Source organism: Methylobacterium sp. BE186, from assembly GCF_031457035.1.
Taxonomy (GTDB): Bacteria; Pseudomonadota; Alphaproteobacteria; order Rhizobiales; family Beijerinckiaceae; genus Methylobacterium; species Methylobacterium segetis.
Genome location: NZ_JAVDVV010000015.1, coordinates 104,577 through 129,732, shown reverse-complemented (window position 1 = coordinate 129,732; position 25,156 = coordinate 104,577). Strand labels below are relative to the sequence as shown.

General features: G+C 70.6%; 21 protein-coding genes and 1 tRNA gene. 9 read left to right on the top strand and 13 right to left on the bottom strand.

Translation table 11 applies throughout. The annotated features are described in order from the left end of the window. Positions 1–382 precede the first annotated feature (382 nt). A complete protein-coding gene (locus J2X36_RS16485) occupies positions 383–1,843 on the top strand; it encodes an amidohydrolase family protein (protein ID WP_310351619.1) in 1,461 nt (486 codons plus the stop codon). A 456-nt stretch (positions 1,844–2,299) separates the two neighbouring features. On the opposite strand, the gene J2X36_RS16480 is transcribed toward J2X36_RS16485, so the two are convergent. Beyond that, positions 2,300–2,376: transfer RNA gene (locus tag J2X36_RS16480), tRNA-Arg, on the bottom strand. A gap of 130 nt (positions 2,377–2,506) precedes the next feature. Continuing rightward, positions 2,507–3,853: a sorbosone dehydrogenase family protein gene (locus J2X36_RS16475; protein WP_310351616.1), complete on the bottom strand. Its 1,347-nt coding sequence runs from the start codon at positions 3,851–3,853 to the stop codon at positions 2,507–2,509. 287 nt (positions 3,854–4,140) lie between these two features. On the opposite strand from J2X36_RS16475, the gene J2X36_RS16470 reads away from it, so the two are divergent. Further along, a complete protein-coding gene (locus J2X36_RS16470; protein WP_310351614.1) occupies positions 4,141–5,613 on the top strand; it encodes a DUF2252 domain-containing protein in 1,473 nt (490 codons plus the stop codon). A 192-nt stretch (positions 5,614–5,805) separates the two neighbouring features. Beyond that, positions 5,806–8,193, top strand: coding sequence for an EAL domain-containing protein (locus tag J2X36_RS16465; protein WP_310351636.1), 2,388 nt, complete (start codon positions 5,806–5,808; stop codon positions 8,191–8,193). A gap of 37 nt (positions 8,194–8,230) precedes the next feature. On the opposite strand, the gene J2X36_RS16460 is transcribed toward J2X36_RS16465, so the two are convergent. From J2X36_RS16460 to J2X36_RS16445, 4 genes are all read right to left on the bottom strand, one after another. After that, positions 8,231–9,436 carry an MFS transporter gene (locus tag J2X36_RS16460; protein ID WP_310351612.1) on the bottom strand — a complete coding sequence of 402 codons (1,206 nt, stop codon included), beginning with the start codon at positions 9,434–9,436 and terminating at the stop codon, positions 8,231–8,233. 394 nt (positions 9,437–9,830) lie between these two features. Next, positions 9,831–10,643 carry a hypothetical protein gene (locus J2X36_RS16455; RefSeq protein WP_310351609.1) on the bottom strand — a complete coding sequence of 271 codons (813 nt, stop codon included), beginning with the start codon at positions 10,641–10,643 and terminating at the stop codon, positions 9,831–9,833. 186 nt (positions 10,644–10,829) lie between these two features. Then, the gene (locus J2X36_RS16450; protein WP_310351606.1) at positions 10,830–11,441 is read right to left on the bottom strand and encodes a PAS domain-containing protein; all 612 of its coding nucleotides are present in this window, start codon (positions 11,439–11,441) and stop codon (positions 10,830–10,832) included. 138 nt (positions 11,442–11,579) lie between these two features. Continuing rightward, positions 11,580–12,002, bottom strand: coding sequence for a DUF6894 family protein (locus J2X36_RS16445; RefSeq protein WP_310351603.1), 423 nt, complete (start codon positions 12,000–12,002; stop codon positions 11,580–11,582). Between the two features lie 241 nt (positions 12,003–12,243). Here J2X36_RS16445 and J2X36_RS16440 point away from each other — a divergent pair, with 241 nt between their 5' ends. Then, a complete protein-coding gene (locus tag J2X36_RS16440; RefSeq protein WP_310351599.1) occupies positions 12,244–14,415 on the top strand; it encodes a molybdopterin-dependent oxidoreductase in 2,172 nt (723 codons plus the stop codon). A gap of 81 nt (positions 14,416–14,496) precedes the next feature. On the opposite strand, the gene J2X36_RS16435 is transcribed toward J2X36_RS16440, so the two are convergent. Then, positions 14,497–15,573: a DUF2336 domain-containing protein gene (locus tag J2X36_RS16435; protein WP_310351596.1), complete on the bottom strand. Its 1,077-nt coding sequence runs from the start codon at positions 15,571–15,573 to the stop codon at positions 14,497–14,499. A gap of 271 nt (positions 15,574–15,844) precedes the next feature. On the opposite strand from J2X36_RS16435, the gene J2X36_RS16430 reads away from it, so the two are divergent. Continuing rightward, positions 15,845–16,474 (top strand): chemotaxis protein CheB, encoded by a 630-nt coding sequence (locus J2X36_RS16430; RefSeq protein ID WP_132251813.1) that lies wholly within the window; start codon positions 15,845–15,847, stop codon positions 16,472–16,474. Between the two features lie 13 nt (positions 16,475–16,487). On the opposite strand, the gene J2X36_RS16425 is transcribed toward J2X36_RS16430, so the two are convergent. Further along, a complete protein-coding gene (locus J2X36_RS16425; RefSeq protein ID WP_310351594.1) occupies positions 16,488–17,546 on the bottom strand; it encodes an HD domain-containing phosphohydrolase in 1,059 nt (352 codons plus the stop codon). A 320-nt stretch (positions 17,547–17,866) separates the two neighbouring features. Between J2X36_RS16425 and J2X36_RS16420 the strand changes: the two genes are divergently transcribed. Continuing rightward, the gene (locus tag J2X36_RS16420; RefSeq protein WP_310351592.1) at positions 17,867–18,529 is read left to right on the top strand and encodes a hypothetical protein; all 663 of its coding nucleotides are present in this window, start codon (positions 17,867–17,869) and stop codon (positions 18,527–18,529) included. Here the strand turns inward: J2X36_RS16420 and J2X36_RS16415 are convergent, their stop codons facing one another. Both J2X36_RS16415 and J2X36_RS16410 read right to left on the bottom strand, forming a co-directional pair. Next, positions 18,530–19,324, bottom strand: a complete 795-nt coding sequence (locus J2X36_RS16415) for a trypsin-like serine protease (protein WP_310351590.1) — start codon at positions 19,322–19,324, stop codon at positions 18,530–18,532. 140 nt (positions 19,325–19,464) lie between these two features. Next, positions 19,465–20,430 carry a hypothetical protein gene (locus J2X36_RS16410; RefSeq protein WP_310351588.1) on the bottom strand — a complete coding sequence of 322 codons (966 nt, stop codon included), beginning with the start codon at positions 20,428–20,430 and terminating at the stop codon, positions 19,465–19,467. 257 nt (positions 20,431–20,687) lie between these two features. Here J2X36_RS16410 and J2X36_RS16405 point away from each other — a divergent pair, with 257 nt between their 5' ends. Together J2X36_RS16405 and J2X36_RS16400 are read left to right on the top strand one after the other, a co-directional pair. Then, positions 20,688–21,014, top strand: a complete 327-nt coding sequence (locus J2X36_RS16405; protein ID WP_132250568.1) for a hypothetical protein — start codon at positions 20,688–20,690, stop codon at positions 21,012–21,014. 66 nt (positions 21,015–21,080) lie between these two features. Beyond that, on the top strand, positions 21,081–21,713 hold the full coding sequence (locus J2X36_RS16400) for a 5-formyltetrahydrofolate cyclo-ligase (protein ID WP_310351586.1): 633 nt from the start codon (positions 21,081–21,083) through the stop codon (positions 21,711–21,713). Between the two features lie 11 nt (positions 21,714–21,724). Here the strand turns inward: J2X36_RS16400 and J2X36_RS16395 are convergent, their stop codons facing one another. From J2X36_RS16395 to J2X36_RS16385, 3 genes are all read right to left on the bottom strand, one after another. After that, positions 21,725–21,970: a PsiF family protein gene (locus J2X36_RS16395; RefSeq protein WP_310351583.1), complete on the bottom strand. Its 246-nt coding sequence runs from the start codon at positions 21,968–21,970 to the stop codon at positions 21,725–21,727. 115 nt (positions 21,971–22,085) lie between these two features. Next, on the bottom strand, positions 22,086–22,937 hold the full coding sequence (locus J2X36_RS16390; protein WP_132250564.1) for a DUF1206 domain-containing protein: 852 nt from the start codon (positions 22,935–22,937) through the stop codon (positions 22,086–22,088). Positions 22,938–23,059: 122 nt separating this feature from the next. After that, positions 23,060–23,287: a hypothetical protein gene (locus tag J2X36_RS16385; protein WP_132250562.1), complete on the bottom strand. Its 228-nt coding sequence runs from the start codon at positions 23,285–23,287 to the stop codon at positions 23,060–23,062. Between the two features lie 597 nt (positions 23,288–23,884). Between J2X36_RS16385 and J2X36_RS16380 the strand changes: the two genes are divergently transcribed. Then, a complete protein-coding gene (locus tag J2X36_RS16380; RefSeq protein WP_132250560.1) occupies positions 23,885–25,156 on the top strand; it encodes an HlyD family secretion protein in 1,272 nt (423 codons plus the stop codon).

Genomic DNA, 25,156 nt, shown 5'->3' with positions numbered 1-25,156 from the left:
GATCTCCTCTGGCTTAGGTCGCTTCGCCATCTCGTCCGTCCTCCAGGCTCAATAGCCATACCAAAAGGGCGGACCACTCCCGTGGGGACGGATCAGACCTGCCCGAAGTGCTCAGCCTGTCCGATCGCATCCTCGTAGCCCGGCAGGGCCAGATCGTCGAGGAGCTGCCGGCCTACGAGGCGTCGCAAGACAAAATCATGCAGGCGGCCGTTGCCTGACGAGCCAAGACATTCAGCAGGGCGGCGCGCAACACTAATATAAATCATCTACACGAAGTCGAATACTTGATGACGACGACGTCGTTGAGCGGGGAGCCGATCAGATCGGCACCCTCCGCAACCAGATACTGCGCGTTTCCGCGCCATATTTCCGGGGCTTCATCATGAGTGCTGAACGTGTTCTGATCCGCAACGCGTCGATCCTGACCATGGATCCTGCGATCGGTGATTTCGGTAAGGGCGACATTCTCATCGAGGGCATGAAGATCGCCGCGGTCGACCGTTCCATCGATGTCGATCCAGCCTCGACCGAGGTGGTCGATGCCGAAGGGATGATCGCCATTCCTGGCTTCGTCGATACGCACCGCCACATCTGGCAGGCACAGCTCAAGTCCGTGGCGATCGACTGGAGCCTGTGCGACTATGTCATCAACATGCGCTCGGTCTTCGCGGCCTTCTACAATCCCGACGATGTCTATCTCGGCAATTACGTCGGCTGCCTCGAAGCGCTGAACGCAGGCATCACGTCGATCATCGATCACTGCCATGTCGTCAACACGCCTGAACACGCCGACGAGGCGGTCCGGGGCATGATGGATTCAGGTATCGGCGGCCTATTCTGCTACGGCCTGTTCCGCAACGCGAAGCACCAGATCGGCGCTCCGATCGATGTCGGCGAACTGATCGGTGAGATGTTCGGTGACATCGAAGAATGGCGCTTCGAGGATGCGATCCGCGTGCGCGACCGTCATTTCACGGATGGCGGCAGGGTCCGCTTCGGCATCGCGACCAACGAATATGAGTTCAAGCCCTATGACGAGGTGCGCAGCGAACTGACGCGGGTCAGGGCGCTCGAGCCGCACAGGATCTCGATGCATATGGCGATGGGTGCGCTCTGCAAGGATGCGCGCATCGTACAGTATTTCGCCGAGGATCGCTTTCTCGACGAGCGGTGCCTGTTCGTGCATGGCGGCGGTTTCACGGATCATGAACTCGCACTACTGCTCGATCACGGCTGCGCGATTTCGGCCACGCCCGATACCGAGATGCAGATGGGCATGGGCCATCCCGTTGCCTATCGCTTCGACGCGCTCGGCGGCAGGGCCTCGCTCGGGATCGACATCGTCTCCAACATCGCCGGCGACATGTTTTCACAGATGCGCTTGCAACTGCAGGCGCATCGCGCGCGGCTCAATGCCCGAACGGAACTGGACGGGCGCATGCCCGGCATCGTGCCGATCAAGACGCGTTCCGTGCTCGAGCTTGCGACGATAAAGGGGGCCGAAGCGGCCGGCATCGCGCATGAGACCGGTTCGATCACGCCTGGAAAGATGGCCGACATCGCCCTGATCAGCGGCCGGGACATCAATACAGTGCCGATCGTCGATCCGGTCGGCACCGTCGTCTTCTACGCCAACCCGTCGAACGTCGACAGCGTCTGGGCGCGCGGCCGCCGCATCAAGAAGGAGGGGCAGCTGGTGGGCGTCGATTGGCCGTCACTGTCTCAGAAGATGGCGAGATCCAACGAGCATGTCATGAGACATGCCCAACGCATCCCGCTGGAAAAGATTCAGAACCTCTGGACGGCCCTCTGGCATTTCGACCAACGCTCGCAGAGGCTCTGATATTGCTCAGGCGAAAGCCTGATGACTCGAAGAGGATGCAGGATCTCTCCTGAAATGTGGCCGCCCTCACGGGTTTCCCCAGGCGCCTCGGTGTTCTTGGGAGCCGAAATTCGACGCTGATTGAGGGTCCCGCGAATGTCGGTCCGACCTTCGTCGCGACGGACTATGGCCGTTCCTTCTCGCCCAACGGCTTCGGCAACCGCTTCAATGAAGGAGGCTGGCGGAGCGTGGTGCGACCCCCGTCAGATTAGGGCGCTCACGGGATACCGGACGCTTGAGGAGGTCGAATGTTAGGCGCGGCAAGCAAGCCGCGCCAGGCTTGCCGACGATGCGATGGCTCCGCTGCCACGAAGGAGCCGCACCGCCGCAGAGCTCCCACCGGACCCGCCAGGGCGATCGGAGGCGGGGCCATCAGACCGTAAAACCGAGCGCTGACGGGAGCTTGGAAAAAGACGATGGCGCACCCGACACGATTCGAACGTGTGACCTTTGCCTTCGGAGGGCAACGCTCTATCCAGCTGAGCTACGGGTGCAGGCCGTGGCGAATTCAGTAGCCGATGCGCGGAGCAGGCGCAACGGGGAGAGCGCAGCAAGATCGGCGCTCCGCGACGCCCGCTTCGGCAGACGGCCGGGCACGGGTTTCGCTAGGCCGGTGCGGCGCATTCAGTACCGCGCAGGCTCCGCGCTCACCCGCCAGACGACCTTGCCGACGTCGTCCGACACGAGGAGGGCGCCGGACCTGTCGAGGATCACCCCCACGGGACGTCCCTGAGCCTTCTCATCCGCGTTGAGGAACCCGGTCAGCGCGTCGACGGGCTGGCCGGCGGGCTTGCCGTCCTTGAAGGGCACGTAGATCACCTTGTAGCCGCTCTTCGGGCGGCGGTTCCAGGAGCCGTGCTGGGCGACGAACAATCCGCTCCGCCACGCCTCCGGCAGGTTCGAATCCGTCGAGAAGGCGATGCCGAGGGAGGCCGTGTGCGTGCCGACGGCGTAATCGGGGGCGACCGCCTTGGCGACGAGATCGGGACGGGCTGGCTGCACCCGCGCGTCGACGTGCTGGCCCCAGTAGCTCCAGGGCCATCCGTAGAAGCCGCCATCCTGCACGGAGGTCACGTAGTCGGGCACGAGATCGCTGCCGATCTCGTCGCGCTCGTTCACGGCCGTCCAGAGCTTGCCCGTCGTCGGCTCGAAGGCGAGGCCGTTCGGATTGCGCAGCCCCGTCGCGAAGGGCCGCATCTGCTTCGTCGCGATCGTGTATTCCCAGATCGCGGCGCGGCCAGCTTCCTTGTCGAGGCCGTTCTCGCCGACATTGCTGTTCGAGCCGACCGTCACGAGGAGCGTCCGGCCGTCCCGGCTGGCGATGACGTTCTTCGTCCAGTGATGATTGATGCCCGATGGCAGGTCGACGACCTTCTCGGGGGCCGCCGTGATCTCGGTCTGGCCCGTCTGGTAGGGCACCTTCACCAGCGCGTCGGCATTCGCGACGTAGAGGTCGCCTCCGACGAGCGCCATGCCGAAGGGCGAGTGGAGACCCGTGAGGAAGACGTGACGCTCCTCGGCCACGCCGTCGCCGTCCCTGTCGCGCAGGAGAACGATCCGATCCGGGCTCTTCACGCCTGCCCCGGCAAAGCCCTTGACCTTGTCGGCGACCCAATCGGCGATGCCCGTCGAGGGATCGTCGGTCTGCGGCTTGTTGGCCTCGGCGACCAGAACGTCCCCATTCGGCAGAAGGTAGAGCCAGCGCGGATGATCGAACCCCTCCGCGAAGGCCGAGACCTGAAGCCCGGGCGCGGCCTGCGGCTTGGCGCCGTTCGCCCAGCGCGCGACCCGGGCGATATTCACCGTCGGCATGAGGGTCGGGTTCGGTTCGGGCAATGTCGGGTTCGCGCCGAGCCCGGCCGAGGCATCGAGCGTGGCCTTTTCCGGATAGACGATGAAGCGCACGAAGGCGGCCCCTCCGAGGAGGAGGACCGCGAGCGCCGCGAGGCCGAGTTTCGATCGGGTTCGCATGGCATCCTGTCCGGCTCGGCGTCCGCTCCGGACGCGCATCGCCACGTTAAGTGTCCAGGATGCCTTTGGCTCCCGCGCGACGGGTCGGCACGGTGCCATAGGTCGTGGCGGGGGAGGGCACCGCACGATCGGTCGGCGGTTCTTAATCCGCAGGTCCGGAACGAAATCATAAGGCCAAGGTTGATCCTGGCCCGAGGTCGTTCCGGCCCGAGGGACAGGGGGCTCCGTCATAGAGCGTCACGATGGATCGATCGCCCGACCGCGCCATCCGCGCAGGGACAAACCCGGTGAGCGTCGACGTACCCGACGAGGCGGAGGCGGGCCGCCCCGCGGCGGACGAGGTCGTGCTCGAGCCGCTCGCGGATTTCCCGACGATCGACCTGCGGGAGAGCGGCGAGCCCTGGGACAGGCGGCGAGCGGCGGGCAAGGATCTGCGCATGGCCGTGCCCCACGCCGCGCACGCGGTCCTGCCAGAGCCCGAGGAGCGCCCCGACCCCGTATCCCTGATCGAGCAGGCGCATGCCGGGCGCCAGGAGGCCCTGCTGCCGCTGCGGGTCGCGCGGATGGCGAGTTCCGCCTTCGCCTTCCTGCGCGGGGCTGCCCACGTCATGGCCTGGGATCTCGCGCAGACGCCGCGCAGCGGCATCATGGTCGTGATGAACGGGGACGCCCACATCTCGAATTTCGGGCTGTTCGGCACGCCCCAGCGGGACATCGTCCTCGATCTCAACGATTTCGACGAGGTCACCGTCGGCCCCTGGGAATGGGACCTGAAGCGGCTGACCGCGAGCCTCGAGGTCGCGGCGCGGGGCTACGACGTATCCCCCCGCGAGCGGCGGGACGCGGTTCTCGCGGCCGTCGCCGGCTACCAGCACACCATGACCGAGCTCGCGCCTCAGGGGCCGCTCGACGTCTGGCATCAGGCCGCCCGCGTGGACCAGCTCGACTTCGCCGGCATCGAGATCGATCCGGATTCCCGCAGCGTCGTCGCCAAGGCGGTGGAGAAGGCCCGCAAGCGGAACAACAAGAGCCTGCTGGCGCGGGTCGGGGAGCGCCGCGTCGACGGCGGCTGGCGCTTCCGGGAAGAGCCGCCGATCCTCACCCGCGTCGACGCGGCGACGCACGAGGCGGTGATCGGCGGCCTGGAGCGCTACGCCGAGACGCTGCCGCGCGAGCGGCGCTTCATGCTGAGCCGCTACCACGTGGTCGATGTCGCGCACCGGGTCGTCGGCGTGGGGAGCGTCGGCACACGCGCCTACGTCGCGCTCCTCTGCGGCAACTCGGATCATGACGTGCTCTTCCTCCAGGTGAAGGAAGCGGTGAGCCCGGCCCACGCGCCCTACCTCGCCGGCATGCCCGCGCCCTATGCGGCCCACGAGGGCGAGCGCGTGATCTACGGGCAACGGCTGCTCCAGGCGGTCGGCGACCCGCTGCTCGGCTGGACGACCATCGCGGAGCGCCCGTTCTACGTGCGCCAGATGAAGAACATGAAAGGCGACATCCCGGTCAGCTGCATGACCGGGCAGCCCCTCGTCTACTTCTCCTGGGCCTACGGGTCCCTGCTGGCCCGCGCCCATGCCCGCACGGGCGATGCGGCCGCGATCGCCGGCTATTGCGGCCGGGACCGCCAAGCCGGCCTCCGCGAGGCCCTGGCGGACTGGGCGCAGGCCTACGGCGACCGGAACGACGCCGATTACCAGCGGTTTCGCGAGGCCATCGCCCAGGGCCGGCTCGAGGCGTCCGACGATCCCCTCCTGTGACATCCGGCCCGCCCTGCAACCGTTGCGGGTCTCGATGGGCGCAGATGGTTAAGCTGGCCTCGAACGACGGGTCTCTCGAGGAGGGACCGTTAACTCCACCGCCGTCTTCGTAGGCGGAGGCGAGGAATTTAAGGATGCGTGCAGGGGCGCGCCTGCACCATGGGCCGGTCGAAATCGGGCTGGTCGAGTGCGATGCTGAAGGTCGTGGGGTGTTTCGTCGGTGCGCACGACCTGTGGCTCGTGGCGCTCGCGGCCGCCATCTGCAGCCTCGCCGCGGTCACCGCCATCGAGCTCCTGCGCCACGCCCGCAAGGCCACGCTGCGCCTGCGGGCGGTCTGGCTCGGCGTGGCCGCCCTGGCCGGCGGCTCGGGCATCTGGGCGACCCATTTCATCGCCATGCTGGCCTTCGAGCCGGGGCTGCCGAGCGGCTACGAGGTCGGCCTGACCGGCCTCTCGCTGGTCTACGCCGTCGCTCTGACGGGGATCGGTCTCGCGGTGTCGCTCCTCGCGGGCCTGCCCTTCGCGGCCGCGATCGGCGGCGCGATCCTGGGCGGCGGCATCGCTGCCATGCACTATACCGGCATGATGGCGTTCGAGGTGGCCGGGCACATCGCCTGGGACCCCGTCCTCGTCGCCGCCTCGCTGATCCTCGGCTGCCTGCTCGGAAGCGCGGCGCTGTCGGTCACCCTCGGCAAGGACAGCGTCCGCGGTCAGATGGCGGGCGCGCTCCTCCTCCTCGCCGCCATCTGCAGCCACCATTTCACGGCGATGGGCGCCGTCACGATCGCGGCGGATCCGACCATCGTGATCCCGGAAACCGCCGTCCCGGCGCGCTGGCTCGCGGTCGGCATCGCCCTCGTGAGCGTGACCATCCTGCTCCTGGCCTGCGCCGCGCTCTCCCTCGATATCCGCGACCGGCGCCAGGCGCTGCGCGAGCGCGAGCGCCTGCACAGCCTCGCCAACGCGGCCGTCGAGGGCCTCGTCGTGTGCCGGGGCGGGGCCATCGTCAGCGCGAATGACAGCTTCGCGCGGCTCGTGGGCATCGCCGCGGCCGATTTGCCGGACAGCCCCCTGGCCCGCTTCCTGCCGGAGGCCGCAACCCATCTCGCGCTCGCCGGCCAGCCGGATCAGGCGATCGAGGCGGAGCTGCGCGACGTGGGGGGCTCGGCCATCCCGGTCGAGCTCATCCTGCGGCCGGTGACCTACGGCAACCAGCCCCACTACGCCGTGGCGGTGCGCGACCTGCGCGCCCGGCGCCGGGCCGAGGGGCAGATCCAGTTCCTGGCCCACCACGACGCGCTCACGGGGCTTGCGAACCGCACGAGCTTCAACCAGCGCCTGGAGCAGGACCTGAAGCTCGCCGCGGCCACCGGCGGCAAGCTCGCCCTGCTCTGCCTCGACCTCGACCGGTTCAAGGAGGTCAACGACCTGTTCGGTCACGCGGCCGGCGACGCCATGCTGGTCAGCGTCGCCCGCGCCGTGACGGACGTGCTCGACGCGGGGCAGGTGATGGCGCGCCTGGGCGGCGACGAATTCGCGATCCTGATGCCCTGCGAGCATGCGGTGGCGGCGGGGCGCCTCGCCGAGCGGGTCCTCGAGGCCCTGCGCTGCGGGAATGCGGGGGGCAACGGCCCGATCATCGCCACGAGCGTCGGCATCGCGCTCTATCCCGACGACGCGTCGGAGCGGGCCACGCTCCTGAGCTACGCGGACACGGCGCTCTACCGGGCGAAGGCCGAGGGGCGGGGCACCTACCGCTTCTTCGAGGCCAAGATGGGCGCGCAGGTGCGCGAGCGCCGCCTCCTCGAGCACGACCTGCGCCACGCCGTCGCCCGGGGCGAGATGCACCTCGTCTACCAGCCCCAGACGGATGTCCGCGCCGGCACGGTGACCGGCTTCGAGGTGCTGCTGCGCTGGCAGCATCCGGAGCGCGGCGCGATCTCGCCGGCCGTGTTCATCCCCATCGCGGAGGAGAGCGGCATCATCCTCCAGGTCGGGGAGTGGGTGCTGCGCGAGGCCTGCCGGGAGGCGGCGAGTTGGCCCGTGCCGCTGACGGTGGCCGTCAACGTCTCGGCCGTGCAGATCCACGGGCCGCATTTCGTGCCCCTGGTCCACGAGCTGCTGTTCGAGACCGGGCTGGCGCCGGGGCGGCTCGAGATCGAGATCACGGAGACGGCCCTGATCCGCGACCCGGCCCGGGCCCAGTCCGCGCTGCGCCAGCTCAAGGCGCTCGGCGTCCAGATCGCGATGGACGATTTCGGCACCGGCTACTCGTCCCTGTCGAATCTGCGGGCCTTTCCCTTCGACAAGATCAAGATCGACGGCTCGTTCATCCGGGCGGTGGATGCCAACGAGCAGACGGCGGCCATCGTCCGCTCGGTGCTCGGCCTCGGGCGGGGGCTCGGCCTGCCCGTCCTGGCGGAGGGGGTGGAGACGGAGGCCGAATTGCGCTTCCTCGAGGCGGAGAAGTGCGAGGCGGTGCAGGGCTTCCTGATGGGCCGGCCGGCCGCGATCGGCCAGTTCGCGCGCCACACCCACGGGCCGGATGCGGCCGAGGAGCACACGATCCTGGCCGCGTGAGCGATCTCGTTTCGAGGCCCCCCCGCGTAGATCGCGATCATGCCGCCCGCGGCGGCGCCGGCGGGGGTCCGAGGCGGCGCGCGGTGGCGAGGCCGAGGGCGAGGATCGTGGCGGCGCAGGCGGAAAGGGCCGCGAAGGGGCCCAGCACGGGCAGCGCCGCCCCGAGGATCGCGACGCCGAGCGCCTGACCGCAGAAGAACGAGAAGGCGTGGAGGGCCACCGCCGAGGCGCGGGCGCCCGGCGCCACCTCGGTGACCTGCACCTGGAAGGTGTTGTGCAGCATATAGAAGCCGAAGCCGAGGGCGAGGAGCGCCGCGGCGTCGAGCTGCCAGCGCCCGGCGAGCCCGACGGCGAGGAGCGCGACCGCGCAGACCGCGCCGCCGACAGCGAGCATCCGCGTCGTCCCGAGCAGGCGCAGCAGCTGCGCGACGAGGAGCGAGTAGGCGAGGCCGCCCGCCGCGAAGCCCGCGAGCGCGAGGCCGGCCTCCCGGGGGCCGCCCTCGCCGCGCGCCTCGATCAGGGGCGCGAGGTGGGGGAAGATGCCGAACACGGCGATCGCCTCGACGAAGACGGCACCGAACAGGATCCGCGCCCGCGGGTTGGCGACGATGCCCCGGTAGCGGGTGAGGGCCTCGCCGAAGGCCGGCCTCCGGGCGGGCGGGCCGAGCCCGCGCTCGAAGCCGAGGAGGGCCGCGGCGGCGCCGAGGGCCGCCACCGCGGCGGTGATGGCGAAGACGCCCTGCCAGCCGACCTTCGCCTCGATCAGCCCGGCGAAGGTCGAGCCGGCGAGCTGGCCGAGGATGACCGCGACGAGGAAGCGGCCGATCGCCACCTGCCGCCGCTGCATCGGCACCCGGTCGCCCATCAGGGCGAGGGCGAGCGGCACCACCCCGCCGGCCGCTGCGCCGGCCGCGATCCGCAGGCCGAACAGGAGGCCGAGGTCGCCGCTCAACGCGCAGCCGGCCAGCGCCGCGGTGAGGATTCCGAGGCAGGCCGTCATCACGCGCTCCTTGCCGAGGGCGTCGCCGACGGGGCCGAGCACGGGCTGGATCAGCGCGTAGGGCAGGGCGAAGGCGGTGGAGAGCAGCGCCACGGTATGCGGGTCGCTGCCGAGGTCCCGCGCCAGCACGCCGACGAGGGGCTCCACCGAGCGCCCGGCAAAGGTGCTGGCAAAGCCCGCCACCGAGAGGACGGCGAGGAGGCGCCGGAGCGGGGCGGGCGCGGCGTCGGGTGCGGATGTCATCGGGGTACGGGCGGGGAGGGGGAAGGGGGCGATGGGATACCGGCGGGAACGCTCCATAGCGGTTCCGGGGCATCCGCGGGGAGGGGGGTCGCGCCGGGGGCGGAGACAATCGCGTCGCCAATGATGGCATCCGCAATCGAATGGGATGCAAAATGACCAAAGGGAAGGAAGAGGTCTTGGAAAGCTGCGTGGCGCGTCCTTCTACGGCCGAGTTAAATCGTGAAGCCCCGACCTATGCGCGGATTATTGAGAAGCTTGATCCTATTGGAGGGAGGAAATCTGAGTCAAAAATCCATAATAAGTTGGTGTATTGTAATTTTACAAATGTCTTGGGACGATGTATTACGCATAATCTCCAATTCTAATTTGCGGGAGATGTTGTCTTTTTATTTCATCAGGATTTGTGTGGAGACATGAAAAGATCTTTGCGGCCCGCTGCCACAAGATTTATGTTTTGGTTTTCCTGATGTAATCCGCCAATAAATGCGTCATCTGGCGCATCTGCCATCACAAAGTATCTGCTTTTATTGTAGACATAGAATGTAAAAGGCTTATTTGGTGCTAGTGCCGGTATGCGAATGCGCCTATCTCGACTCAAAACAAGTTTGCCAATTTGCTCTGTGGTATCTCCGCTTTCCGGTGCCGTGTCATGGAACGAAAGTTTGAACGTCAACAAGACATTGAAAACCGCTTCTGCTCCTAGATTTGTAACGTCACAACGATAGGCGCTCCTGATGCCATCCCATGCAATTTTATAGCTATTTCCAGGCGACCACCGCTTGCCCAGGTCCAGAACCTCATGCTCAGGATCTCCAACATCCATTGTATGTATAATGCCTTCTGGCGGTGTCTCTGATGGAAGGTTCGCGTTATGGCACTCTAAGATGATTGGGGCAGAGGGCGATTTCTTTGGCGCGTCGGCCGTCGTGTAACCTAAAGCGCTTCGCTCTTTGCGGCTAACCCAGTCCAATGCAACGGCCATACCTGCAGTCACAGCAGCGCCTATAGCGGCCGCCACTAGAATGCCAAGCACCCCTATCGGCTTGCCACTCTGCCAAATGCCCACGAGGTGGTTCCCAATTATGGCGCTGGCCGCCAGCCAAAGGCATGCCTTCACAAACCGGAATTCGCCGCGCGTCTTCGCTGCCATACTCAGGCCCAGCGAAAGCGGGGTTGCAGCGAGGCCGAGAAGCGTAGCCCAATCCATGCTTGGCAGCTAACATAGATGCATTGCATTGGGCGAGTCGGCCTCGCCTCATTCCAAACATTTACCGAATGGTTTCTTCAGGTATCCGGCCGTTTGAGCATAAACACCCGCTGGTGCATCTGCTTCATAAGACTGCCTTGTGCCAATGCGGTAGACCCCCGGCCCTCGAAGCCCTGCTGCCGCTCCCTACCGCCCCAGCAGGGCCCGCACCTGCCTTCGGGTGTTGAGCAGGTCCCGCTGGGTCTGGGCCTGCAGCCGCTTCGCCGTCCGGATGACGGCGTCGGCGCGGGCGAGGAGGTCGTCGGCGGCCGGCTCCGGGCGGAGCGTCGCCGCCGGCGCCCGCGGCTTCAGGACGGTGGCGGTGACGTCGGTGACGTGGTGGACCAGCGCCAGCACCGAGCCGGATTCATCGAGCGCCGCCCAGTTCGCCGGGTGCCAGTACCGCACCTCCCAGCACCCGCCTTCCGGCAGGATGTCGTAGCGCTGCAGCGGCATGCCATCGCGCCGTCCCGTCCGGAGCACCCGCTCGAACGAGGTGCAGAGATTGCGGACGCCGTCGGCCTGCGGATCGTGCGGGCTGTCGGGGAAGGCCGCGAACATGTCGAGGCCGGCCAGCGTGTCGCGCCGCCGTCCCGTCGCCGCGAGGTAGGCGTCGTTGGCGTTCACGATCCGGCACTCGGGCGTGAGCACGAGGAGCGGCAGGGGTGCACGGTCGAACAGGTCGCGGTAGAGGCGTTCCGCCCCGTGCATCTGCGCCGCGGCGGAGCGGACATTCGGGGCAAGGGAGGCGTCGGCCATATCCTGTCTCCGGGCTGACGGCTTCCTGGGCCAACGCCTCGCAAGCTCCGCGCGATCCGTCACGGGCGGCGCCGGCGGCCGCCGCCTACCCGCTTCCCGGCCGATGCGGGTCGCCCGGCGCGCAGCCGCCCCGCGCCGTCACGCCTGCACGAGCCCGCAGCCCCGGTCGCTGACCTTGCGAGCCCGGTCCAGCAGCGCGCGCGTCTCGCGCAGGGTGGCCAGCAAGGCCCGCTCGGTCTCCTGGATGGAGGCCGTCAGGTCCGCGGTCCGTTGCTGCCCCGCCTGCGCCGCGCGCCAATCGGCGCCCGCGGGCCGGGCGGGCGCCGGGTTCGCCCCGGCAATTTCCGTGAAGGGGATCTCCATCAGGACCTGCCCGCCCCGGTCGGTGATCTCGAAGGCGTGGCGCGAGGGATCGACCCGCCGCTGCAGCAGCTCGGCCGCCATGGCCGGGATCGAGCGGCAGGCGTCGAGATAGGCGGCCTCGATCCCGACCAGATCGAGCCCCGTATCGTCCGGGACCAGCCCGTCCGGCGTCCGAAGGTGGAAATAGAAGAGCGGCATCTCCGCGCCTCCCACGTGTCTCCTCTCCCTCAACCCCCCATCCTGCCCGTTGGATCGGCGCGCGGGCGGCATCCCCAGCCGGACGCCCCGGGACGGGCCACCGCGCCCACGGCCACGTTGCAACGATTCCAACTTCGTGCAGACTGACCCCGAGGGTTCGGCCGGGCGCCAGTGCGCGCCCCGTTCAGGCCCGGGCGAAAACAATAAAACACGACGCCACGTCGGATTGCGGGAGTGAAACATGCTGCAGGACGTCGAGACGAGCCTCGAAGCGCAGGCCGAGCCCACCAAGATCACCCAGACGCTCGGGGCCTGCCCGCACGATTGCCCCGACACGTGCTCGATGATCTACACGGTCGAGGCCGGGCGCCTCGTCAATGTCCGCGGCAATCCCGACCACCCGATGACCCGCGGCGCCCTCTGCGCGAAGGTCAAGGATTTCGACAAGCACCATTACAATCCCGACCGCATCCTCTACCCGATGCGGCGCGCCGGCCCGAAGGGCAGCGGCCTCTTCGAGCGGATCGGCTGGGGCGAGGCGCTGGACGAGATCCACCGGCGCTGGACCGGCATCATCGCGACGCACGGGGCGCAGGCGATCCTGCCCTACAATTACCTTGGCAACGAGGGCACGGTGCAGGGGCTGACGGTCGGCGACGCCTTCTTCAACCGCCTCGGCGCGACGGTGGCCGAGAAGACCTTCTGCGGCTCCGGCTCCTGCACGGCGTGGCTCCTGACGGTCGGGCCGACGAACGGCACCGACCCGCTGAGCTTCGCCCAGTCGCGATACATCGTCATCTGGGGCTGCAACTCGGTCTCGACGAACATCCACCACTGGCACATCGTCAAGGAGGCCCAGCGCAACGGGGCGAAGGTCGTCGTGATCGACCCCTACCGCTCGCGCACCGCCAAGGAGGCCGACTGGCACCTCGCGCCGAAGCCGGGCACCGACGGCGCCCTCGCCATGGCGATGATCCAGGTCATCATCAGCGAGGGGCTGACGGACGACGACTACATCGCGCGGCACACGGTCGGCTTCGACCAGCTCAAGGAGCGGGCCGCGGCCTTCACCCCCGAATACGCCGCCGCGATCTGCGGGATTCCCGCCGACGACATCCGGCAGCTCGCGCGCGAATACGCCACCACGCGCAACGCCGCGCTCCGGCCCGGCATCGCGGTCGAGCGGAGTGCCGGCGGCGCGCAGGCGCTGCGGGCGATCTTCTCGCTGCCGGCGCTGACCGGCTCGTGGAAGGACCCGGGCGGCGGCGTCTACCAGATGCCGCTCTGGGAATTCCCGGTGCATTGGGACCGGGTCTGCCGGCCGGACCTGATCCCCGAGGGCACGCGCGCGCTCAACGTGCTCAAGCTCGGCGAGATCCTGACCGGAGAGGCGGGAATCGAGCCCGGCATCCACGCCCTGATGGTCTACAACGCGAACCCGGTCTCGAACTCGACCGAGACGGCCAAGATCAAGCGCGGGCTCGCCCGCGAGGACCTGTTCACGGTGGTGAGCGAGCACTTCGTCACCGACACGGCCCGCTACGCCGACATCCTGCTGCCCGCCACCATGGCGGCCGAGCACGACGACATGATGTTCTCGTGGGGGCACTTCTTCTTCACGCTCAACCAGAAATCGATCGAGCCGCCGGGCGAGACGGTCTCGAATGCCGAGCTGTTCCGGCGGCTGGCCCAGCGCTTCGGCTTCACCGAGCCGCAATTCCGGATGAGCGAGACCGAGCTGATGGAGTGGTACCTCGACTGGGACAGCCCCAAGCTCGGCGGCATCACCATGGATTATTTCCGCGAGCACGGCTGGTACCGGCTCGACATCGGCGATCCGGAGACGCGCACGCCGCACGCGGAGGGCAACTTCCCGACGCCGTCCGGCAAGTGCGAGTTCTGGTCCGAGACCGCGGCGACGACGGGCAATTTCGTGGCCCCGCCCTTCCGGCAGATGTACGAGCAGGAGCAGGGCGGCGAGACCCTCGACCCGCTGCCCGGCTACGTGCCGGCCAACGAGCGGCCCGAGACCAACCCGGCCCAGGCCGAGCGCTACCCGCTCAACATCGTCTCGCCGAAGAGCCACGGCTTCCTCAACTCGCAATACGCGAACGAGGCGCACAAGATCCGCGCGCAGGGCGGGCAGGCGATCCTGATGAACCCGGCGGATGCGCGGATGCGGGCCATCACCGAGGGGGCGCTGGTGCGGGTGTACAACGACCGCGGCACGTTCCACGGCGAGGCCAAGGTGACCGAGGACGTGCCGCCCGGCCTCGTGGTGGCCTCGCTCGGCTACTGGCACTCGCTGAACCGCGACGGGGCCGTCAACGTGATCAGCGCCTCGACCTACGGCGGCATGGGCCACTCGCCGACCTACAGCGACAACCTCGTCCAGGTCGGCCTCGCCCAGTAGCGGTCGGCCTCGCCCAGTCGCGGTCGGGCTTGCCCAGTCGCGGGCGGGCTCGCCCGGTCGCGGGCGGCTCGGGCGCCGCCCTCAGGCGGCGCTCGGCTGCTCCAGCTTCTCGCGGGCGGCGGTGAAGCGCACGACGCGCTGCGCGGTGGCCACCGAGAGGTCCTGAAACGCCTGGAAGGCGCTCTGCAGGCCCTCCGCGTCCGGCAGGCCGCCGGGCCGCGTCGCGAGGAAGAGCTTGAGGGTCTTCCAGCCGAAGCGGACGGAGCGCACCAGGAACAGGAGCGGGTCGGTGGTCGGCGCCCCGTGCGCGTTGAGGGCGATGGCCGAGGGCACGCCCGCGAGCCGGGCCAGCGCCACCAGGGCGTAGGTGGTCTCGCCGGAGGTCAGCCAGGTCTGCACGGCGCCCTCGTCGAGGCCGTACTTGGCGTGGCAGGCCACCGCCACCTCGGCGGGGGTCAGGTCGAGGGGCGGCTCCGCGAGCGTCGCGGCGATGGAGAGGGTCGCCTGCGCCGCGGCGTTGTCGCCGAATTCCTCCGCCAGCGCCCGGCGGGCGCGCTCGCGGGCGATGGCGACGAGCTGGGCGCGCTGCGCCTCCGGCACGTCGGCCCGCCGCGTCAGCACCCGCGTGAGCTCCGAATCCTGCTCGGCCCGGCTCGTCAGGATGCGGAAGCCGCCCTCGGAGAACCGCGCCCCCTGGTTGCCCGCGACGCTGCGCACGACCTGCTCGTTGCCGCGGGACACGATGACGTCGGTCACCCGCTCGGCCAGGGTGCTGCGGCGGGAGAGCGCCATCAGGTGCTGCTGCCCGGCGCCGCTCGCGATCTGCACGAGGTCGCTCTCCTCCAGCCGGACCGAGCGCTCGAGGACGGGGCCGGCCACCTCCGCGGCGGGGTCGTAGGCGAGGTTGCGCACCACCCGGCGCGGCGCGTTGGCGAGGTCGGCGAGGCTCGCCGAGAGCTCGGCCCGCGCGCGGGTCTCGATGTCGCGCGAGAGGCGCAGGATCACCTCGTCGAAGGCGCCGACCTGATCCTCGCTGAGGCGCGGCGCCTGGGCCGCGAACAGCCCGGTCATCTGGCGCAGCATGCTCATGCGCTTGGCCTGGTCGCCACTCGCGATGGCGCCCTCGACATCCTGCACGACGGAACTCAGGGCGAGCATGCGGAGGTCCTGACGAAACCTCACCGACTGTCGTGAGCCGGGTTTGCGAATTGCTTAAAACCGCTCACGGCGAGCCCACGATCGACAGGAATCTCGCCTTCCCGGTGCGGTAGCGTGCCGAAGGACCCCGTCCCGCGCCGCGCGAGCGCCGATTCGCGGGGGCCGGGCGCAACGATGCCTTCACCATGAGGCTCGCGGGGCGGGGATCGGGGGCCTGCGCGGCGGCCCGATCGGGCTGGCGTTCCGCGTCCGCGCGCGGCATGCTGAACCCATGCCCGCGCCCGCCTCCGAGCCGGGGAGCGCCCCGGATTTCTACGTCGCCCTCGGCGCGTCGGGGCCGCAGGGCCTCGACGACATCCAGCGCGTGCTCGCCTGCCTGCCGCGCGGCCTGCCGGCCGCGGTGCTGATCTGCCTGCACCGCCCCTTCGACCGGATGAGCCACCTGCAAGAGATCCTGAACCGGCACTCGCCGCTGCCGATCCACCTCGCGCAGGATGGCGAGCGCCTGCTCAGCGGGCACGGCTATGTCGGGGAGCCGGACGCCCACCTCGCCCTGGCGGCGCAGGGGGCCTGCGCGCTCCTCGCCGATCCCGGCAACCTCCACCGGAACCGCACCATCGACGCCCTGTTCCGGTCGATCGCCGCCCACGCGCCCGGGCGCTTCATCGGCGTCGTCCTGTCGGGGGCGCTCGACGACGGCGCGCGGGGGCTCGCGGCCATCCACGCGGCGGGCGGCGTGACGATGGTGCTGACGCCGCGGCCCGAGGCCGAGCGGGGCATGCCCGAGAACGCGATCCGCCACGACGGCCCGATCGACTTCATCGGGTCGCCCGAGGCGATCGCGGCCGAGATCGTCGAGCGGGTGCGGGCGGCGACATCCGCGATCGGCCAGCCGGGATGAGGCGGGATCCCGCTCAGGCCGCCCGGGCCACGGCCTGGCCGAAGGCCTGGACGAAGCGGGGCTCGATGCGCCCCTGCATGCCCTGCAGGATGGTCATCGCCTCGTCGGACGGGAGCGCCGGCTTGTAGGAGCGCCGCTCGGTCAGCGCCGCGTAGATGTCGCAGACGGTGAGGAAGCGCACGACGTCGCTGATCGCGTCGCCGCTGATCCCGTCGGGATAGCCGCTGCCGTCGAGCATCTCGTGGTGGTGGCGCACGGCGTCGAGCATGGCCGGGTCGGCGTGGCGGCTCGCCCGCAGGATCTCGTAGCCGAGGACCGTGTGGGTGCGCATCACGGCGGCCTCGTCGGCATCGAGCGTGCCGCGCTTCAGGAGCAGCGCGCGGGGGATGCGCGCCTTGCCCACATCGTGCACGAGCGCCGCCCGCACGAGGCGCTGCCGCTGCGCCTCCGGGAAGCCGATATGCGTCGCGAATTGCGCGGCGAGGCCCGCCACCACGAGGGAATGCTGGTAGGTGGCGTTGTCGTGGGCGCGGATGGTGTTGAGCCAGCGGGCGAGCCCGCCGTCGCTCAGCGCCAGGAGCAGGGGATCGACGCAGCTGTCGATGGCCTGGAGGTCGACGCGCCCGTCATGGCTCGCGGTGTTGAACAGGCTGGTCAGGGCCGCGCCGGCCCGCTCGGCGCATTGGCGGATCGTGGCGTTGAGCGCGCCCTCGTTCGGGTTGAGGAGATTGAGGAGCGCGGTGACGACGATGTGGGGCTCGGCGTAGAAGGGCAGGCACGCGCTCGCGCCGAGGACGCGGGCCTGCCGCAGCGCCTTGTCGGAGGTCCGCTGCGAGATGCACACGAGCGGCGCCGTCCCGGCCCAGGCTTGCGTCTGCAGGGCGAGGAGGCACTGCATCGCGGCCGGGCGCGCGGCGTCGACATCCGCGACGACGGCGATGGCCGCGGCGCGGGTCGACCAGTCGACATCGAGGCCGACCACCTCGCAGGTCCCGACGCCGCGAAGGGCCTCGGCCAGCAGCGCGCTGCGGCCGGGCTGATCGCTCACGAGCACCACCACCCCGGGCAGCAAGGCCGCTCTCCATCGCTTCGTCCGGCCGATTAGGCGCGACCAGCCCTTCAGAGGCGGTTAAGGCGGCGGCGCGGGCCGCGTCCCGCTGCGCACAGGCTTAACAGGTCGTGCCGCCGCCTCAGTCAGCCCTGGGGCGGAGTGGGACGGTGCGGCGGCGGGACGCCAGGCGCCAATAGGGTATTCGCGGCGCCCGGCTCTCATCTCATCTGGTTATCTGCTGGGCTGAACCTTGCGTGACGCGTGTCCGTGGGCTTTGATGCAGCTTGGCCGCATAGCCGCAAGCAGGCGCGCGGCGGCCGAGTCAGGCCGGAGACGCGACGATGACGATGTCCCTCAGGAAAGTCGCGGAGTTCGAGGGCAGCGCCGCCCTCGAAGGCGTCAGCGACAGCGACATCCACTTCTCTCGACTGTCCGGCATGAGCCCGCAGGACATCGAGCACCTGCGCATCTTCACGATCAACGAGGGGTTGCTCGTCGTCATCCGCTGCCCCAAGCGGCCGGCGCGCTTCCATCACGGCAAGTACCAGCCGAAGACGATGGAGACCGGGATCACATACGAGGGCCTGAAATCGGGTGAGGACGGGCTGGTCCGCCGCCCGGACGGGCGCATCCAGGTGTCCGATTACGACCTGATGTGCGTCTACCGGATCGTGGAGCCCGGCAGCTACGAGAAGGTCTTCTTCTCCGGGACGGACCCGACGAACAAGCGCAGCGCCCTGACGCCCGAGGCGACGTCGCTCCTGCGCAAGGTCAATGCCGGCCTCAAGTCGCGCTTCCAGCACGGCGCGCAGGACGATTACCAATCCGCCGCGAACCCGGGCGTGAAGCATTCGGTCGGCGGCAGCCGGCCCGACCGGTTCGCCGCCTTCGACGTGGGCACCGTCTCGTTCCTCTGCGATCCGCGGGCCGCCCAGGAATTCTACGCGAAGCGGGGCCTCGCCTGGCCCTACGGCGACAGCGGGCGCTTCGAGGGGGCGAGCTGATCACTCCAACGAGCGGGCGAGCCGGCCCGGCGCCCGCTCGCCGAAGACCTGCGCGGCCGGCGCCACCACGACGAGGTTGCCGCAGGGCGCCCGCGCCGTGATCACGGCGCTCGCGACCCCCCAGACGAAGAGCCCGCGCCGGTCCTGCCCCACCACGGGGCCGCCCGAATCCCCGAGGCAGACCCGGGCGCCCTCGGCCCGCGCGATCGTGAGCCCCGTGCTGGAGGCGGCGAGGGGCACCAGCCGGGCCGTGCGCAGCCGCCCGACCCCGCGCTGCGACAGGCCGACCCCCGCCATCCGCAGGGCGGCCGGCACCCGCCGCGGGCTCGAGGCGAGGGGAACGGGGGCGCGGTCGCGCACGGGCGCCGACAGCCGCAGCACCGCGAGGTCGAGGGACAGGTCGGCGAGGGTGATGCCGGCCGCCTCGGCCGAGAGGTCGCCCGGATCCGGGCTGTAGCGGGCGATTGTGCGCGCCGTGTAGACGGGGCTCACCGCCTGGCTGCCCCGGTAGAACACCACGATCGCCCCGACCGGATCGCCGTTCAGGCAATGGGCCGCCGTGAGAACGAGGTCGGCGGCGATCAGCACACCCGAGCAGCGCGTCAGGCGGTAGCGGTCGTCGGGGCGGGTGACGGTGTCGATGCCGACGGTGGCCTGGGCGAGGGCATCCCCGCGGCTCGCCGAGGCGCCCCCGTCGATCGCGCGCGCAGGCGCGGCCGAGAGGCAGGCGCCGAGGGCGAGCAGAATGAGGCGGCCCGCGCGCCGGGGCCGGAACGGTGTCACGCGTGTCTGCACGGCTCGGTCCCCCCTAGGTCGCCGCGGCCCTCGCCGCGGCCGTCATCCGGCCCGGGCGATCGCCCGCAAGCCGAGTAGGATGCGCCCCCGCCCCCGGGAGCAAGTCCGGCGCGAGGACGCACCGGGGCGGAGGCCGGAGATCAGTACGGTTGCTCCGGGGTCGCGGCCGGCGGCCGCAGGGGGAGGGGCTCGTCGGGCGCCTCCCGCTGGCGGGGCCGGGCGAGGTTCGGAGCGCTCCGGGCGGCAGCGGGGCCGCGCGCACCCTGCGGCCCGGGCGGGCCTACCGGCCCGCGCGCGCCGGCCTTTCCGGGCGCTCCGGCGGGTCCGGCCTCGCCCGGCTCGCCGCGCTGACCCTGCGCCCCGGGCGGACCTTGCGCGCCGGGTGGGCCCGACGGTCCCTGGAGGCCAGCCGCGCCGGGCTCGCCTCGCTCGCCGGGCGAACCCTGCGCCCCCGGCGGACCTTGCGCCCCGGGTGGGCCGGGCGGTCCCTGAAGGCCGGCCGCGCCGGGCTCGCCCCGCTCGCCGGGCAGGCCCGCCGGCCCGAGGGCGCCCTCGGGCCCGGCCGGACCCTCAGGCCCGGCAGCCCCCGCAGGCCCTGGGAGACCTTGCGCGCCGGCAGGCCCGGGCGGCCCCGCAGGTCCGGGTGGCCCAGGGGGTCCGGGCGGCCCCGCGGCCTCCGTCCGGGCGGCCTGCTGACCGGCGGGACCCGGCGATCCTGTCGGTCCGGGTGGCCCGGCGGGACCGGTCAGCCCGGCGCTGCCCGGCGGCCCGGCCGTGCCGCTCGGCCCGGCGGGGCCCTGCTGACCGCACTCGCCCACCACCGCGGCGCGCTCCTGGTTTCGCGCCCGCAGGGTCACGATGCAGGTCGCCGGGTGATAGGCGAGGCGAAACTCGAAATTGCCGCCCCGGTCGGTGCGGGCGGAGAAGCGCTCGTCGAGGGTGATCTCGGCCTCGACCGGATCGACCGAGCCGAGCACCCAGAGCTCGCCGCCCGTGATCTTGGCCGCCAGCACGCGGATCTCGGCCCGTGCCGGGGCGGCGAGGGTGCCCGCCCAGAGCGCCAGGGCGAGGATCGACCGTCGCGGGCCGGTTCTGTGCCGCCTCATGCCGTGCGTCCTCCCGACGGAGCCCGAACAAACTGCCCCGTTTCCGTAGGAGGCGGAAGACGACTTCCCGCGGGTCCACACGGTTCCACGCTGCGTACGCTCGCCGACAGGGCTCGCGGCAAAGGGAAGGCCGAGGCGAGGCGGCCCGCAGATTCCCGCTTCGCCCGCATCGCGGACATGCTACCGTCGCGGCCCGGCCCGTCCTGCGGGCCGGAGCCGAGCGTCGCGCCCGACTGACGCCAGCGAGGTGGCCCGCCATGAGCGCGCAACGGACACGGTCGGCGGACGAATGGGCCGCGATCATCGCCGAGGCCTACGCCGCCAAGACGCGGCCGCCCCTCACGCCGCAACTCCTGGCCGAGATGCGGCTCGTGCTGGCCGAGGCCGTCCGCGAGGCCGAGGCGTCCCACGTGCCCGGAGCCGAGTGGTGCGAGCGGGTGAACCTCGTCCTCGACCGAAGCGAGATGTCCCTCCACGCCGCGGTGGGTCCCCGACTCGCGGCGATCGATGCGGCCGCCGGCACCGTCGCGATGGCCCACCGGTCGGAGGCCGGCCGCCCGCTGCGGGCCTTCGGCGGCCAGTGATGGGCGCAGCGAACCCGGCCCCGGCGGGCCGTACCGAAGGGCCGATTGGCGGATGGGAGTGGCGTGATGGGTGAATTGTCCGAGGATTCCAGGCCCGGCCTCGAGGCCCCGGCCGAGGCACCCCCGGCGCCCGGCGCGGAGGCCGACTGGCCGACGGTCCGCGCGTGGCGCAAGGAGACGCGCTCCGCGCTGATCGCGCAGCGGATCGCGCTGGAGGCCGAGATGCGTCTTTCGGCGAGCCGCCGGATCGACCTCGCCCTCGCCCAGGCGGTGCAGGCGACCGGGCGCGGGCTGATCGGTTTCTACTGGCCTTTCCGGGGGGAGTACGACCCGCGCGGGGTGATGGCCGCCCTGCGCGAGCAGGGCGCCCGCCTCGCGCTGCCCGTGATCGTGGCCAAGGGCGAGCCGCTGGCCTTCCGGGAATGGACGCCGGGCAGCCTGATGACCCAGGGCATCTGGAACATCCCGACCCCGGAGGCGGGCGATCCCGTCCAGCCCGAGCTCCTCGTCGTGCCCCTCGTCGGCTTCGACGGCCACGGCTACCGCCTCGGCTATGGCGGCGGCTTCTACGACCGGACCATCGCCGCGATGACGCCCCGGCCGCGGACGATCGGCGTCGGCTTCGCCATCGGGCGGCTCGAGACGATCCGCCCGCAGCCGCACGACATCGCCCTCGACCGGGTGATCACGGACGGGTAGCCGCCCCCCGCTCAGGTCCCGACCGCGTCGGTGACGCACTTCTTCGTGAAGCTCGCCTTGGCGGCGCCCGCGAGCTTCTTGTCGCCGGCGGCCGTGTCGCAGGTCGTCTGCGCGTCGCTCTCGCACTTTTTCATGAAGCTCGTGAGCGCGGCGCCTGCGAGCTTCTTCTCGGTCGCCCGGGCCTTGCAGCTGCTCTCGGCCGCCATCGCGGGCGCGGCCAGGGCCAGAACCAGGATAGCAACGGACACGGCGCGCATGATCGTCTCCTCTCGACCGTTTTGGTCAAGGGAGAGGAGCACGGCGGCGAGGTTCCGCAAAGTCCCGCGCCCGGCCGCGCCACCCTTGTGCACCGTCGATTCGGACCCGCTTCCCTCAGCGCCCCGGCAGCGAGGCGGCGGCGCTGCGCAGGGCCGCCTTGGCGTCGGCGGCGTCCGGCGCGTCGATGTGCCGGTAGCGGGCCTGGACGAGGCCGAACACGCCGAATGCGAACAGGCCCGCGGCGGTCACCGCGAGCAGCACCCAGCCGAAGGGCTGGCGGCCCAGGAACTGCAGCGCCTCGCCGAGACCCTTGGCCTCCGACGAGCGGCTGTGGACGGCGGCGAGGATGAGGAAGGCGCCGATCAGCGCGAAGACGAGGCCGCGCGCGGCAAAGCCCAGGCGCCCGATCGGCACGGCCCAGCGATGGACCTCCCGGGGCAGGACGAGGCGGCGGAGCACGTCCCCCTTCCAGCCCTTGCGCAGGTAGGCGAGCCCGACCCCGATCACGACCGCTCCGACGAGGCCGGCGAGCACCTGCCCGAAGGGCTTGGCGAGGAGCCACGCGGTCCAGTCCTGGGTCGCCCGGTCGCCGCCACCGCCGCCGGTCCCGAGCGCCAGCCGCGCGGCCGAGAGCGCGAGCCCCCCGTAGACGACGCCGCTGATTACGTGGCCTGCGCGGATCGCGAGGCCCTTGGCCGACCCGCCGTGCCGGTCCGCATCGGTCGCCGCCTCGACGATCCGCCAGATCGCGAAGCCGGCAAGGCCCGCCGCCACGAGGCCGAGCCACGCCTGCCCGAAGGGCTGCGCGAGCAGGCTGCGCAGGGCGCTGCGGCTGCCGCCCGTCTGACCGCCCGAGCCGATCGCGGCGAGCGCCGCGAGGCCGCCGACGAGGCAGTAGACGATGCCGCGGGCGCCGTAGCCGAACCGGGCCAGCCATTCGAGCTTCGGGATGTCGGCGTGGAACACGGGCAGCCTCCGAGCCGGTGCCGAGGAGGCTTGAGTAACGGGGCCGTGACCGTCCCGTTCCGGAGATCGTGGGGCCGCGACGGTGCGGCGGGGTTTCCCCCGCCGCCCGAGGCCGCGTTCGCCTACTTGTTGATGCCGACGCTGCCGGTGACGCCGCCGAGCAGCCCGCCGACCGTGCCGAGAAGTCCGCCCGCCAAGCCGCCGACCTGATCGACCACACCCGAGACCGCGCCGAGTTCCTGGCTGGCATCGACGTGCAGGCCCACGCCGAGGCCGACGTCCAGACCACCGCCGACCTCATCCAGCTCCGCGGCGTCGAGCTCACGGATGGTATCGAAGTTCTGCGACATAAATGTTCTCCTAGATTACAGGCTATTGGCTAGAACATCTCCTAGCCTCCAGAGAAGCGCTCTAAGCAACGCCTCCTCAATTAGGGGAGCATGACTGGCGTTGATCATCAACCCGGCTCGATTGTGCAGAGCAACATCGACGAAGTGGCATCCAAAATTCCGGCACCGGCCGATCCCCGGCCGGGCCGCGCTATCCCACTCGCGAAACGCTGCTTTCCGAGGCGGTGCGCGGCCCGGCCGCCCGCTCTGTGGCGACATCGTGGCGCGGCCGCATTGTCGTCCGATTTCCGGCAAGGCTCGGGGAGGGCGGCCGAAATTCCGCTGGCTGCGGTCGGATGACGCAGAGGCGACCGCGCGGTGCGGCGGGCGAGCGTTCAAACGGTCACGCATCGGCTCAGGCATCGCCCGCAAATGCCTGGAAGCCGGGAATTTTGTCCCGTTCCGTACCGAGAGCGGCTGCCCCCGGCCGGTTCCTGCTCCTCGGCGCGCCATGGTGCACTGCAGCATTCCGGCCCGCCGCCATCCGCGGCGGGATCGGTACGGTGCGGACGAAAACCCCCTTGATCTCTCCTGTGCGGTCCGGCCAAAAGGGCGCCGATGACGTCGCCGCTCTTTCGCCGCGAGGTCGCCGCGGCCCGGCGCGATGCCTGGCTCGGCGAAGCCCAGCTCGTCCAGCCGCTGCCCCTGCGCCTCGCGACCGGGATCTGCCTCGCCCTCGTCCTCGCTGCGCTCGCCTACGCCGCGCTCGGCACCTACACCCGCCGCGTCCACGCGCAGGGCCTGCTCACGCCGAATGTCGGCCTGATCACGCTGACGAGCCCCGTCGCGGGCCGGGTCAGCGCCGCGGGCGGCCGCGAGGGCGGCCGGGTCGAGCGGGGCCAGCTCCTCTACACGATCGATCTCGACGCGGTCTCCGCGCGCGGCCCGACCCAGACCCGGGTCATCGACGAGCTCGGCCGCCAGAAGGAGAGCGTCGAGAAGCAGCGCTCCTTGCGCGCCTCCACCGCCGAGACCGAGAAGCGCGCGCTCTCCGAGCAGATCGAGAACCTGGAGGCGCAGGCGCGCCAGCTCTCCGAACAGATCGACCTGCAGGAGAAGCTCGTCCAGCCGCTGCGCGAGCGCGTCGACGTTCTCGCCAAGGCGGTCACGAACGGGCTCGCCCGCGCCGCCGACCTGCAGAGCCAGAACTACCTCTACATGCAGGCGAGCACGCAGCTCGCCCAGTTCAGGCAGACGAGCCTGCAGCTCACCGGCCGGATCGCCGACCTCAGGTCCCAGCGCGCCACCTTCGACGACCGCCTCGCCCGCGACCTCGCCGACATGGACCGCAGCGCCGCCCAGCTGGAGCAGCAGCGGGCCGAGAGCGAGGCGCGCCGGGCGATCGAGGTGCGGGCGCCCGAGGCCGGGATCCTCACCTCGATCCGCGCCCAGGCCGGCCAGAGCGTCGGCGCGGGCGCCACGCTGCTCACCCTCCTGCCGAGCGAGGGGCGGCTGCAGGCGAACCTCTACGTCGATTCCGCCTCGATCGGCTTCATCGAGACGGGCGCGGCGGTGATGCTGCGCTACGCCGCCTTCCCGTTCCAGCGCTTCGGCCTCTACCGCGGCGTGGTGACGGAGGTGACCCGCGCCCCCCTCGAAGGGGGCGACGTGCCCGAGACCTCGGGCGTGCGGAAGGCGGGCGGCATCTACCGGGTGGTGGTGCGGCCCGAGGAGGACGGCGTGATGGCCTATGGCGAGCGGCGGCGGCTCGAGGCGGGTATGCGCGTCGAGGCGGACATCGCGCTGGAGAAGCGCCCGCTCTACCGCTGGCTCCTCGACCCGCTCTACCGGGTCAAGCGCAGCGTCGATCTCGTCACCGAGGGCGGCTGA